Here is a 12,804-nt window from a genome sequence, read left to right on the forward strand (position 1 = left end):
GAAGGCAGAGGTGGATGAATGCAGCCGCCATGATGCCAAGGGAGCGAGGACGATGCAGCGACGCGATTGCCTGACTGGTCTGCTGGCGCTCTCCGCCCTCGGCGTGATGCCAGCGTGGGCCCGGGGCGCCGCTTCCGCCGAGCCGGCCCTTGGGCGGGTGCGGGATCTCGCCGCGGGCCGCTGGCTCGATGGCGCCGAGCTCGCAGCGCGGCTCGCGGCCTGCGAGGCGCTGATCATCGGCGAGCGCCACGACAACGCCGAACATCATCGCCTGGAGCGCTGGCTGATCGAGCGGCTGGCCGCCGCCGACGCTCTGGGCGGTGTGGCCATGGAGATGCTCGGGCCAACCCAGCAGCAGCGACTCAACGCTCAATCGCCGCGTGCGTTGCTGGCGCTGGAGGATGTCGCCCTGCAGGAGGCGCTGGCCTGGTCGCCCGGCTGGGACTTCGCCGCCTACGGTCCCACCCTGCGTCGTGTCCTCGCGCTTGGCGTGCCGCTCGCCGCGGCCAACCTGTCCGAGCAGGCGCTTGGCGAACGGGTGATGACCAACCGGGCCCCCGAGTTGCCCACTGCGGTAGCCACCGCCCAGCGTCGGGCGATCGTCGAGGGCCACTGCGGCCTGCTGCCCGAGGCGCGTCTGCCCGGTATGCTGGCCGCCCAGGTGGGGCGAGATCGGGCCATGGCCGCCGCCTTGTCTGGGTTGCCCGGCACGGCGGTGCTGATCTGCGGCGCCGGTCATGCGCGCCGGGATCTGGGTGTGGCGCGCTATCTCGAGAGGCCGGAGATGGCGCTGAGTCTGGGGCTGGTCGAGCTGCCCCCTGGCGTCGACTGGCATGACCGACTGCCGGCGAGCGTCGATGCCCGCCCGGCCTTCGACCTGGTCTGGTTCACGAAGGCGATCGAACGAGGAGACCCCTGCCGTGCCTTGCGGGCGCGCTTCGGCTGACGCGCTGACATCGTCGTCGGCCGTGAGGCGTCAGCCTCAGCGGTCGATATAGAAGCGCTGGATGAAGCTCACCTCGGCGGGGGGCGCATTACGGTCATAGCGCACCCGCAGGTCGAAGCGCATCGGCTCGTCTTCCTGGATGCGGAAGGTGGCCAGGTGGTAGATGGCGTTGTCCTCATGCACGGTGCGAAAGGCCAGCGGCTGCGACTGACCGGCGAGATTGCCCACCGTGCCGTCCACCGACGCCGATACCGGGCGGGTGGTCCCGTCGTCCCGTTCCTCGCGCACGCTGACGTTCAGCAGGGCCTGCACCCGGCTGCGCTGAATGTCGTTGGCCGCCGCCACTTCCGGGGTGAGGAAGCTGGTGCTCACCGCGTTGTAGTGGATCTGGTAGCGGCCGATGCGCTCGAATTGCTCGGCCTGAGCCGTTCCCGCGCCCAGCGCGGCCCCGACCAGCAGGGCCAGGCCCAGCAGCCAGGCCGCTCCTCGGCGGCCCTTGCGGATAGCCTTCACCATGATGTCGCCTCCCTGACAGCGAGCCTCGTTGAGGGTCAGGCGTTGTCCGCGCGGGTGACGCGGAAGATCGCCGTTTCACCGAACAGGTTCGGCCACAGTCGCGAGCTCCAGTGCCCCTCGTGCTCGCCGTTGCCCACCGCCTGGTCGGTAATGATCAGACCCTTGTCGCGGCACAGGCGTTCAAAGTCGTTGAAGGTCGAGAGGTGAATGTTGGGGGTGTCGTACCAGGCATGGGGCAGCGACTTGGACACCGGCATGTAGCCCTTGAAGCCCAGGTACAGACGATGACGCCAGTAGGCGAAGTTGGGGAAGGTGATGATGCATTCCCCGGCGACCCGGAGCATCTCGTCGAGCATCCTGTCCGGGCGACGCAGCGCCTGCAGGGCCTGAGTCATGATCACCAGGTCGTAGGCGTTGTCGTCGACGTTGGCCAGGCCCTCGTCGAGGTTCTGCTCGATCACGTTGACGCCCCGGGCGACGCAGGCGGTGATGTTGTCCGGGTCGATCTCCAGGCCGTAGCCGGTTACCTGCTTGTCTCGGGCCAGGGCGTCGAGCAGGGTGCCGTCGCCGCAGCCCAGGTCGAGTACACGGGCACCCTTCGGCACCCAGCCGTGAATCAGTTTCAGATCGGCGCGCATCACAAGCCCTCCAGCTTGAGGTCCCGAGCCACCCGCGCCATGAAGCCCGCGAAGACCGCCTGGTAGCGGGGCTCGGGCAGCAGGAAGGCATCATGGCCATGGGGAGAATCGATATTGGCATAGCTGACCGGCTTGTCGGCGCGCACCAGGGCATCGACCAGTTCCCGGGAGCGCCAGGGGGGGAAGCGCCAGTCGGTGGAGAAACTGACCACCAGGAAGGGGCACTGCGCCGGGGCCAGCGCCGCGGCGAGATCGCCGCCGTGAGCCGCCGCCGGGTCGAAGTAGTCCAGGGCCTTGGTCATCAGCAGGTAGGTGTTGGCGTCGAAGGATTCGGAGAAGGTGTCGCCCTGATGACGCAGGTAGGACTCCACCTGGAACTCGACGTCGAAGCCGAAGCCCAGGTCCTGGCGCAGATCGCGGCCGAACTTGGAGCCCATCGCCCGCTCGGATAGGTAGGTGATGTGGCCGACCATGCGCGCCAGCTTGAGGCCGCGCCGCGGCAGGGTGTCGTGCTCGCCGTACCAGCCATCGAAGAAGTCGGGATCGGAGCGGATCGCCTGGCGCGCGACCTCGTTGAAGGCGATGTTCTGGGCCGACAGCCGCGGGGTGGCGGCGATCACCGCGGCGTAGGCGATGCGCGCCGGGTAGGACAGCGCCCACTGCAGGACCTGCATGCCGCCGAGGCTGCCGCCGACCACCGCGGCGAAGCGTTCGATGCCGAGCCGGTCGGCGAGCCGAGCCTGGCTGTGCACCCAGTCGCTGACCGTCATCATCGGGAAGTCCGGCCCCCAGGGGCGACCGGTGTCGGGGTTCTCGGTCAGCGGTCCGGTGCTGCCGTGGCAGCCGCCCAGATTGTTGAGCGAGATCACGAAGAAACGGTCGGTATCGATGCTCTTGCCCGGGCCGATATGGGCATCCCACCAGCCGGGCTTGCGGTCGTCCTCGTGGTGACGACCGGCGGCATGATGGTGCCCGGACAGGGCGTGGCAGATCAGCACCGCGTTGGTGCCCTCGGCGTTGAGGGTGCCATAGGTCTCGTAGACCAGGGAGTAGCTCGGCAGGGTCTTGCCGCAGGCCAGGGCCAGCGGGTCGTCGAAGTGGGCCGTCTGGGGCGTCACCAGGCCGACCGAGTCGGAGGCGAGCTCGGGCATGGCGGTCTCAGTGTCCTGTCAGATGAAGATGCACGACCGCGGGGCGCGCCGCCCCGCTTGGGGTTTCGCAAGTCACGGTTCTGGCCGTCACAGCCCGACCAGGGCGCCGGAGATGCCGGCGGCACGGGTCAACGAGCCGACCACCAGGCTGTCGAGCAGGCTGATGGAGATGAACACCACGATCGGCGACAGGTCGATCATGCCCAGCGGCGGGATCACCTTGCGCACCGGGGCCATGATCGGCTCGACCAGCTGCATCACCAGCAGGGCGCCCGGATGACTGGCCTGAGGCGCCACCCAGCTCAGGATGATCATCACGATCAGCGCGAAGAAATAGATCTTGAGGATGGCATTGGCGAGCGCCGCGACCCCGGCGATGGCGATGCCGGCAATCGGTGGCATGCCGTAGCCCGCCACCTGCAGGATCAGGATGATGCTGACCACCTTGATCAGCAGGCCCGCCGCCAGGGTGGCCAGGTCGAAGCGGCCCACCGGGCGCAGCATGCCCTGAAAGGGCTTCACCACCGGCTGGGTGACCTTGACCACCGACTGGCTGATCGGATTGTAGTAGTCGGCCCGGGAGGCCTGGAGCAGAAAGCGCATCATCAGCATCAGCAGGTAGATGTTGATCAGCGTATTGACCAGCAGCAGGCCGGCACTTCCCAATTGACTGCCCATGGGGGCTCCTTTTTAACCAATGACGCTAACGAAAGACGGCAACCGAAGACGCAGCGAACGGCGATGACGACGGGGTGGTGAAACGGAAAACGAGGCAGTATCGCGGACAGGCGACCGGGTTGCCGGCCGCCTCGCCCGGGGCCGCGCTTACTGCTTGCCGAGCTCCTCGCCCATCTCCCGGGCACGGGCGGCACAGACCTCGGCGGCCTCGAGGAAGAGCTGGCGCAGGCCGCCCTGCTCGAGGTGGTTCACCGCCCGCTCGGTGGTACCGTTGGGCGACATCACGTTGCGCCGCAGCTGGGCCGGGTCAACCTCGCCCTCGCCCTGCTGCACCATGCGGGCGGCGCCGAGGCCGGTCTGCACGGCCAGGCGACGCGCACTCTCGGCGGGCAGGCCGAGCTTGACGCCCGCTTCTTCCAGGGCCTCGAAGACCAGGTAGAAGTAGGCGGGGGCGCTGCCGGCGACGGCGGTCACCGCCTCGAGCAGCACTTCCTCGTCGACCCATTCCACCAGGCCCACGGCCTCCATCAGGGTGGTGGCCAGCGCCTTCTGATCGTCGTTGACCAGGCGGTTGGCGTAGAGGCCGCTGGCGCCGGTGCCCACCAGGGAGGGCGTGTTGGGCATGCAGCGGATCACCGGCAGGTCACCGCCCAGCCAGCGCTCCAGGGTCTCGGCGGTCAGGCCGGCGGCGACGGAGACGATCAGCGGCTTGCGGCCCTGAACCGCCTCGCGCATGGCCACGCAGACGTCATGCATGATCTGCGGCTTGACCGCCAGCACCACTACATCTGCCTCGGCCACGGCGGCATTGTTGTCGGTCTGGGTCTGGATGCCGAAGCGCTCGCGCAGCGGCGCCAGCATTGCATCGTCGGGGGAGGTGGCGGTGATCGCCTCGCGGGGATAGCCGCTCTCGATCATGCCGCCGAAGATGGCGCTGGCCATGTTGCCGGCGCCGATGAAGGTCACGTTGCTCGCCATGCGGGAATCCTCTTGTGGTGTCTGGTTGGCCGTCGCGCGGGGCTGCCGCCGCGGCGCCTGTCTCTGACTGTCAGGTCGTCGGTCGCGGCCGCGCGCCGAACAGGGCGGTGCCGATGCGTACCAGGGTTGCGCCCTCGGCGATGGCGGCCTCGAGATCGTCGCTCATGCCCATCGACAGGGTGTCGAGCGCGGCCTCGGGGAAGCGGGCCTTGAGCGCCTCGAGAGCCTCGCGCAGCCTCTTGAAGGGGAGGCGCTGTTCGGCGGGATCGGCGCTCGGGGCGGGAATGGCCATCAGGCCGCGCAGCCGCAGCCCGGGCAGCGACATCACGGTTTCCGCCAGGGCATCGAGGTCAGCGAGGGCGACGCCGGCCTTGCTGGCCTCGTCGCTGATGTTGACCTGCAGGCAGACGTTCAGCGGCGCGCGGTCGGCGGGGCGCTGCTCGGCCAGGCGTCGGGCGATCTTCTCACGATCGACGCTGTGAACCCAGTCGAAGTGCTCGGCGACCTGGCGGGTCTTGTTCGATTGCAGCGGGCCGATGAAATGCCAGACGATGTCGTCGAGATCGGCAAGCTCGGCCTGCTTGTCGATGGCCTCCTGCAGGTAGTTTTCACCGAACTGACGCTGGCCGAGGCCATGAGCCTCACGAATCATCAACGCAGGCTTGGTCTTGCTGACCGCGAGCAGGGCGGCATCCTGCGGGTCTCGGCCGGCCGCGGCCAGGGCCGCCGCGAGTCGCGCGCGAGCGGCGGCGAAGGTTTCGGTTAACACAACCTCTGTCATACTGAGGGCGACCTCACCAGGGAGTAGGGGGAATCTAATGGATATTACCGAATTGCTGGCATTCTCGGCAAAGCAGAACGCCTCGGACCTGCATATTTCCGCGGGCCTGCCGCCGATGATCCGGGTCGATGGGGACATTCGCCGGCTCAATGTGCCGGCCATGGACGATCGTGAGGTGCGCGCGCTGATCTACGACATCATGGGCGACAAGCAGCGCCGCGACTTCGAGGAGTTCCTGGAGACGGACTTCTCCTTTGAGGTGCCGGGCGTGTCGCGCTTTCGTGTCAACGCCTTCCATCAGGGGCGCGGGGCGGCCGCGGTGATGCGTACCGTGCCCTCCGAGGTGCTGACCATGGAGGCGCTGGGCCTGGGCGAGGTCTTCCGCCGCATGGCCTCGTTGCCCCGTGGCCTGGTGCTGGTCACCGGCCCCACCGGCTCGGGCAAGAGTACCACCCTGGCCGCGATGATCGACTACATCAACGACACCCGTTATGACCATATCCTCACCATCGAGGACCCGGTGGAGTTCGTGCACCGCAGCAAGCGTTCCCTGATCAACCAGCGCGAGGTGCATCGTGATACCCAGGGCTTCGCCCCGGCGCTGCGCAGCGCCCTGCGCGAGGACCCGGACGTGATCCTGGTCGGCGAGCTCCGTGACCTGGAGACCATCCGCCTGGCCCTGACCGCCGCCGAGACCGGCCACCTGGTGTTCGGTACCCTGCACACCACCTCGGCGGCCAAGACCGTCGACCGCATCATCGATGTCTTCCCCGGGTCGGAGAAGGACATGGTGCGTTCGATGCTCTCGGAGTCGCTGCAGGGGGTGATCTCCCAGGCGCTGCTCAAGCGTCATGGCGGAGGACGGGTGGCGGCGCACGAGATCCTGGTGACGACCTCGGCGATTCGCAACCTTATCCGGGAAGACAAGGTGGCGCAGATCTACTCGGCGATTCAGACCGGGGGCAACCTGGGCATGCAGACCCTGGATGCGTCGCTGGCGAGGCTGGTCAGCGATGGGGTCGTGGTGCGCGAGGAAGCTCAGGCCAAGGCCAAGGGCGCGATCTGAGTCCGCCGCGGTGATATCTCCCCCTTCGAACAGCGAACAGGCAGGACGTCATGAAAGCGAACGAATGGTTGCAGCAGTTGCTCGAGATCATGATCGAGAAGCAAGCCTCGGATCTGCTGATATCGGTAAATGCCCCGCCGTCTCTCAAGACGGCCGGCCAGCTCACGCCGCTGGGGGAGCAGGTGCTCTCGCCGGCCCAGGTCGCCGAGCTGGTCAAGGCCGCCCTGCCGCCGGCCCAGCGCGAGCGCTTCGCGGCCGAGCAGGAGGCCAATTTCGCGCTGAGCCTGCCCGGGCGGGGGCGTTTTCGTGTCAGCGCTTTCCAGCAGCGTAACCAGCCGGCCATGGTGTTGCGGCGGATCTCCTTCGAGATTCCGCGCTTCGAGACCCTGAACCTGCCGCCGAGCCTGGCCGAGCTGGCCAATGCAAAGCGCGGCCTGGTGCTGGTGGTCGGGGGCACCGGCACCGGCAAGTCGACGACCCTGGCCTCGATGATCCAGCAGCGCAACGAGACCCAGTGCGGTCACATCATCAGCATCGAGGATCCGATCGAGTACGTGCATCCGCACAAGAAGTCGATCATCAATCAGCGGGAAGTCGGCATCGACACCGAGTCCTTCGAGGTGGCGCTGAAGAATACCCTGCGCCAGGCTCCGGACGTGATCCTGATCGGCGAGATCCGCAGCCGCAAGACCATGGAGCATGCGCTGACCTTCGCCGAGACCGGGCATTTGTGCCTGGCGACCCTGCATGCCAACAACGCCAACCAGGCGCTGGATCGGATCATCAACTTCTTTCCCGCTGAGCGACATGACCAGGTATGGCTCGACCTGTCGTTGAACCTGAAGGCGATCGTCGCCCAGCAACTGCTGCCGACGGTGGATCGCAGCCGTCGGGCGGCGATCGAGATCCTGCTGCGCTCGCCGCTGATCAGCGACCTGATCCGCAAGGGCGATGTCAGCGAGATCAAGAACATCATGGCGCGCTCCCGGGACATGGGCATGCAGACCTTCGATCAGGCGCTCTTCGATCTGTACAAGGAGGGCGTGATCAGCGAGGACATCGCCATGGTGCATGCCGACTCGGCCAACGATCTGCGCATGATGATCAAGTTTGCCGATGAAGGCGGCGTGGCCGACGCCCAGGGCGCCGGCAAGCACTTCGAGCTGCGAAGCGGCGATGATTTCTAGGCATCATGACTTCCAGGCACTGGCCTCAAGCGTCTGAACTACGGGCGTGATGCCCCTGCATCGGCAAAGGTGCGGGGCGCCTCCTGTCCCGGGGGCTTTGTCCAGGTGCGGCTCGTGCGTCTCAGGCCGAATAGACGCCGCCCAGCACCCGGTGACCGGCGGCGCCGGTCACCGCCGGCAGGTTGCCGGGCAGGCCGTCGAGCCTTCGCCAGGCCAGCCAGGCGAAGGCGCCGGCCTCCAGCCAGTCGGCGCTCCAGCCATCCTGGCCGATGGCGCCGATCTCGGTCTGCGGCAGTCGCCTGGCCAGCCGGGCGAGCAGGTCGACGTTGCGGGCGCCGCCGCCGCAGGGCAGCAGCCGTGCGGGGGGCGGGGTGTTGAATTGAGTCATGGCCTGCGCGATGCCGCCGGCGACGCTGGCGGCGGTCAGCTCGGCTAGGGTGGCCTGCACGTCCTGGGGGGCTTCGTCGCCGGTCAGCCGGGCCTCCAGCCAGGGCAGGTGGAAGGTCTCGCGGCCGGTGCTCTTGGGCGGTGGGTTGGCGAAGAAGGGATCGGCGAGTAGGCGGGCGAGCAGCGGCTCGATGACGCGACCGCCGGCCGCCCAGGCGCCGTCGGCATCGAAGGGCGCATTCCGATGGCGCTGGTGCCATGCATCCAGCAGCACGTTGGCCGGGCCGGTGTCGAAGCCGATCACCGCGGCGTCGCTTGCCGTGGGGGGCAGCAGGGTCAGGTTGGCGAAACCGCCCAGGTTGAGCACCAGCTGCCAGTCGTGGGGATGACGAAACAGGGCGGCATGGAAGGCGGGCGCCAGAGGGGCGGCCTGTCCGCCTGCAGCCAGGTCGCGGCGGCGAAAGTCGGCGACCACCGAACAGCCGGTCAGCTCGGCGAGCAGACTGGGGTTATCCAGCTGCAGAGTATAGGGGGCGCCTGCTTCCTTGCCGGGGTGCCCGAGCGGCGCATGCTCGATGGTCTGGCCATGGCTGCCGATGGCCGCGACGGCGGAGGCCGGCGTCGCGCTCGCCGCCAGCAGCTCGTCCACGGCGTGAGCCTGCAGGCGGCAGAAGGCATCCTCGGCCCGGGCCAGGTCCGCGAAACGCACCGCGTCCGCATGGCACAGGTCGAGTAGCCGGGCGCGCAGCGTCGCCGGCATGGGAACCGCGTGGCTGGCCAGCAGGCGAGGGACGCGTTCGTTGCCATCCGGGCCCGGCTCGCCGCATTCGACCAGGGCCGCGTCGATACCGTCGAGGCTGGTCCCGGACATCAAGCCGATCAACAGTGGCATGCTCGTCTCCCTGATAGATGCGGTGCTCAACCGATTGAGCTGGTCATGCTACCATCTGCCCCCATCATGAGGCCTGCCCCGGATGTAGAAGGGGCTCTATCTGGCGATCCACAGCTTTAAGGGGAGAACGGTAACGATGTCCGACGTCGCTGATGCGCTGGCGCTGCTTGAGCGCGGCACCCACGAGATTCTGCTGGCCGATGAGCTCAAGGAGAAGCTTGCATCCGGTCGCCCCCTGCGCATCAAGGCCGGCTTCGATCCGACCGCGCCGGACCTGCACCTGGGTCACAGCGTGCTGCTGACCAAGATGCGCCAGTTTCAGGATCTCGGTCATCAGGTGATCTTCCTGATCGGCGATTTCACCGGGCGTATCGGTGATCCCACCGGCAAGAACGTCACCCGCAAGCCGCTCACCGAGGAAGAGGTCAAGGCCAACGCCGAGACCTACAAGGCACAGGTCTTCAAGATCCTCGACCCTGAGAAGACCGAGGTACGCTTCAACGCCGAATGGTTCTCCGCCATGAACGCCGCCGACATGATCGAGCTGGCCGGCCAGAGCACCGTGGCGCGCATGCTGGAGCGCGACGACTTCGAGAAGCGCTATCGGGGCGGGCAGGCGATCTCCATCCACGAGTTCCTCTACCCGCTGGTGCAGGGTTACGACTCCGTGGCCCTGGAGGCCGACGTGGAGCTCGGCGGCACCGATCAGAAGTTCAATCTGCTGATGGGGCGCGAGCTGCAGAAACACTTCGGCCAGTCGCCGCAGGTGGTGATCACCATGCCGTTGCTGGAGGGGCTGGATGGCGTGCAGAAGATGTCCAAGTCGCTGGGCAACTATGTCGGCGTCGATGACGCGCCGGGCACCATGTTCAACAAGCTGGTGTCGATGCCCGACAGCCTGATGTGGCGTTACTTCGAGCTCTTGTCGCTGAAGTCCAACGAGGAAATCGAGGCGCTCAAGCGCGATGTCGAGCAAGGGGCCAACCCGCGTGACATCAAGATGGTGCTGGCGCGCGAGCTGGTCGGTCGTTATCACGGCGAAGAGGCGGCGGCCAACGCCCACAAGTCCGCCGGCAATCAGCTGGCCGATGGCGAGCTGCCCGAGGACCTGCCCGAAGTGCACGTCGACTTCGAGGGCAGCGACAAGGCGCCGATCGCCGCGGTGCTCAACCGCTCGGGGCTCGCCAACAATAGCGCCCAGGCTAAGGACATGCTCGGCAACGGGCGGGTCAAGGTCGATGGAGAAGTGGTGGCGCGCGATCATATGCTGGAAACCGGCGCGAGTTATGTGATCCAGGCCGGCAAGAAGCGCTATGCCCGGGTGATCCTCGCCTGACGCGAACCGGTCTCCGGCCTCTACCTTATAAGCTACCGAAACGCCCGCCCCTGTGCGGGCGTTGTCGTCTCTGGCGCTTCTGCTTACCCACACCCGGTTGGTCGCCCTGATCTATCCACAACCCTTCTTCATCTTTTTGAAAGAAAGGGGTTGTACCGCTCCGCGATAATCCGTAAAGTACGCATCCGCTGCCGCCGACGAGCAAACGTCGGATGCGGTGAAGAGTGTTGGAAGTACTTGTTTTTGTTTAGGTTTTTCGAATCGCTCGGCGATATCGGGATTGACAAAAACACCGGAAACGGTAGAATGCTCCTCCACTCGATCGGCGCTCAACTCGCCGCTGGTTCGCTCGGTCATCTAGAGTGAGCAACAACAGCAAGGGTTGACATTCACTGCCGATTCAGTAGAATACGCCTTCCTCGCAGGGCGCCGGCCGAACGGCCAGGCAGATGCGGGATGCTCCACTCTCTAAGAGCTCGGAGCTGCTCTTTAACAATCGATCAGATAATTCATGTGGGCGCTTGTCGATGAAGGGGTGATCAGTCACCGATACTTCAAGGCAAGCGACTCGTCAAAGGAAGCCATTTCGGCTGACTTTTTGAGACGTTTGAACCTTGAGCCAAGTTTGGTCTGCTTCTTTCTTCGGAAAGGTAAGACCGTATGATTTTAAACTGAAGAGTTTGATCATGGCTCAGATTGAACGCTGGCGGCAGGCCTAACACATGCAAGTCGAGCGGAAACGATCCTAGCTTGCTAGGAGGCGTCGAGCGGCGGACGGGTGAGTAATGCATAGGAATCTGCCCGGTAGTGGGGGATAACTTGGGGAAACTCAAGCTAATACCGCATACGCCCCAAGGGGGAAAGCAGGGGATCTTCGGACCTTGCGCTATCGGATGAGCCTATGTCGGATTAGTTAGTTGGTGAGGTAATGGCTCACCAAGACCGCGATCCGTAGCTGGTCTGAGAGGATGATCAGCCACACTGGGACTGAGACACGGCCCAGACTCCTACGGGAGGCAGCAGTGGGGAATATTGGACAATGGGCGAAAGCCTGATCCAGCCATGCCGCGTGTGTGAAGAAGGCCTTCGGGTTGTAAAGCACTTTCAGCGAGGAAGAAGGCCTGACGGTTAATACCTGTCAGGAAGGACATCACTCGCAGAAGAAGCACCGGCTAACTCCGTGCCAGCAGCCGCGGTAATACGGAGGGTGCAAGCGTTAATCGGAATTACTGGGCGTAAAGCGCGCGTAGGTGGCTTGATAAGCCGGTTGTGAAAGCCCCGGGCTCAACCTGGGAACTGCATCCGGAACTGTCAGGCTAGAGTGCAGGAGAGGAAGGTAGAATTCCCGGTGTAGCGGTGAAATGCGTAGAGATCGGGAGGAATACCAGTGGCGAAGGCGGCCTTCTGGACTGACACTGACACTGAGGTGCGAAAGCGTGGGTAGCAAACAGGATTAGATACCCTGGTAGTCCACGCCGTAAACGATGTCGACTAGCCGTTGGGAGCCTCGAGTTCTTAGTGGCGCAGTTAACGCAATAAGTCGACCGCCTGGGGAGTACGGCCGCAAGGTTAAAACTCAAATGAATTGACGGGGGCCCGCACAAGCGGTGGAGCATGTGGTTTAATTCGATGCAACGCGAAGAACCTTACCTACTCTTGACATCGTGCGAACTTTCCAGAGATGGATTGGTGCCTTCGGGAGCGCACAGACAGGTGCTGCATGGCTGTCGTCAGCTCGTGTTGTGAAATGTTGGGTTAAGTCCCGTAACGAGCGCAACCCCTATCCTTATTTGCCAGCGAGTAATGTCGGGAACTCTAAGGAGACTGCCGGTGACAAACCGGAGGAAGGTGGGGATGACGTCAAGTCATCATGGCCCTTACGAGTAGGGCTACACACGTGCTACAATGGCAGGTACAAAGGGTCGCAAGACGGCGACGTGGAGCTAATCCCATAAAGCCTGCCTCAGTCCGGATCGGAGTCTGCAACTCGACTCCGTGAAGTCGGAATCGCTAGTAATCGTGAATCAGAATGTCACGGTGAATACGTTCCCGGGCCTTGTACACACCGCCCGTCACACCATGGGAGTGGACTGCACCAGAAGTGGTTAGCTTAACCTTCGGGGGAGCGATCACCACGGTGTGGTTCATGACTGGGGTGAAGTCGTAACAAGGTAGCCGTAGGGGAACCTGCGGCTGGATCACCTCCTTAATCGACGACTCGCCTCTTCTCGGCAAGTGTCCACAATGA

12 protein-coding genes and 1 rRNA gene are annotated in these 12,804 nt (G+C 65.1%); 5 read left to right on the plus strand and 8 right to left on the minus strand.

The window, feature by feature from the left end:
* Positions 1-52: 52 nt before the first annotated feature.
* Positions 53-946 carry a ChaN family lipoprotein gene (locus IEJ03_RS00930; RefSeq protein ID WP_192035897.1) on the plus strand — a complete coding sequence of 298 codons (894 nt, stop codon included), beginning with the start codon at positions 53-55 and terminating at the stop codon, positions 944-946.
* A gap of 36 nt (positions 947-982) precedes the next feature.
* On the opposite strand, the gene IEJ03_RS00935 is transcribed toward IEJ03_RS00930, so the two are convergent.
* From IEJ03_RS00935 to IEJ03_RS00960, 6 genes are all read right to left on the minus strand, one after another.
* Positions 983-1,462: a DUF4426 domain-containing protein gene (locus IEJ03_RS00935; protein WP_192035898.1), complete on the minus strand. Its 480-nt coding sequence runs from the start codon at positions 1,460-1,462 to the stop codon at positions 983-985.
* Positions 1,463-1,497: 35 nt separating this feature from the next.
* On the minus strand, positions 1,498-2,100 hold the full coding sequence (metW, locus tag IEJ03_RS00940) for a methionine biosynthesis protein MetW (protein ID WP_192035899.1): 603 nt from the start codon (positions 2,098-2,100) through the stop codon (positions 1,498-1,500).
* The gene (locus IEJ03_RS00945) at positions 2,100-3,251 is read right to left on the minus strand and encodes a homoserine O-acetyltransferase (RefSeq protein WP_192035900.1); all 1,152 of its coding nucleotides are present in this window, start codon (positions 3,249-3,251) and stop codon (positions 2,100-2,102) included. The genes metW and IEJ03_RS00945 overlap by 1 nt, the downstream gene beginning before the upstream one ends.
* An 87-nt stretch (positions 3,252-3,338) precedes the next feature.
* Complete coding sequence (locus IEJ03_RS00950; RefSeq protein WP_192035901.1) at positions 3,339-3,929, minus strand: YggT family protein; 591 nt, start codon at positions 3,927-3,929, stop codon at positions 3,339-3,341.
* A gap of 147 nt (positions 3,930-4,076) precedes the next feature.
* Entirely contained in the window at positions 4,077-4,907 is an 831-nt protein-coding gene (proC, locus tag IEJ03_RS00955; protein WP_192035902.1) for a pyrroline-5-carboxylate reductase, read from the minus strand.
* 70 nt (positions 4,908-4,977) lie between these two features.
* Positions 4,978-5,688: a YggS family pyridoxal phosphate-dependent enzyme gene (locus IEJ03_RS00960; RefSeq protein ID WP_192035903.1), complete on the minus strand. Its 711-nt coding sequence runs from the start codon at positions 5,686-5,688 to the stop codon at positions 4,978-4,980.
* Positions 5,689-5,725: 37 nt separating this feature from the next.
* Here IEJ03_RS00960 and IEJ03_RS00965 point away from each other — a divergent pair, with 37 nt between their 5' ends.
* A complete protein-coding gene (locus IEJ03_RS00965) occupies positions 5,726-6,754 on the plus strand; it encodes a type IV pilus twitching motility protein PilT (protein ID WP_192035904.1) in 1,029 nt (342 codons plus the stop codon).
* 50 nt (positions 6,755-6,804) lie between these two features.
* Entirely contained in the window at positions 6,805-7,941 is a 1,137-nt protein-coding gene (locus tag IEJ03_RS00970; RefSeq protein ID WP_192035905.1) for a PilT/PilU family type 4a pilus ATPase, read from the plus strand.
* Positions 7,942-8,062: 121 nt separating this feature from the next.
* On the opposite strand, the gene IEJ03_RS00975 is transcribed toward IEJ03_RS00970, so the two are convergent.
* A complete protein-coding gene (locus IEJ03_RS00975; protein ID WP_192035906.1) occupies positions 8,063-9,220 on the minus strand; it encodes an anhydro-N-acetylmuramic acid kinase in 1,158 nt (385 codons plus the stop codon).
* A 136-nt stretch (positions 9,221-9,356) separates the two neighbouring features.
* On the opposite strand from IEJ03_RS00975, the gene tyrS reads away from it, so the two are divergent.
* Positions 9,357-10,556, plus strand: a complete 1,200-nt coding sequence (gene tyrS / locus IEJ03_RS00980) for a tyrosine--tRNA ligase (RefSeq protein WP_192035907.1) — start codon at positions 9,357-9,359, stop codon at positions 10,554-10,556.
* Positions 10,557-10,667: 111 nt separating this feature from the next.
* Here tyrS and IEJ03_RS00985 read toward each other — a convergent pair whose 3' ends face one another.
* Positions 10,668-10,913 carry a hypothetical protein gene (locus IEJ03_RS00985; RefSeq protein ID WP_192035908.1) on the minus strand — a complete coding sequence of 82 codons (246 nt, stop codon included), beginning with the start codon at positions 10,911-10,913 and terminating at the stop codon, positions 10,668-10,670.
* Positions 10,914-11,224: 311 nt separating this feature from the next.
* On the opposite strand from IEJ03_RS00985, the gene IEJ03_RS00990 reads away from it, so the two are divergent.
* Positions 11,225-12,765 (plus strand): 16S ribosomal RNA (locus IEJ03_RS00990).
* The last annotated feature ends 39 nt before the right edge of the window (positions 12,766-12,804 follow it).

Source organism: Halomonas sp. YLGW01 (genome assembly GCF_014840935.1).
Taxonomy (GTDB): domain Bacteria; phylum Pseudomonadota; class Gammaproteobacteria; order Pseudomonadales; family Halomonadaceae; genus Onishia.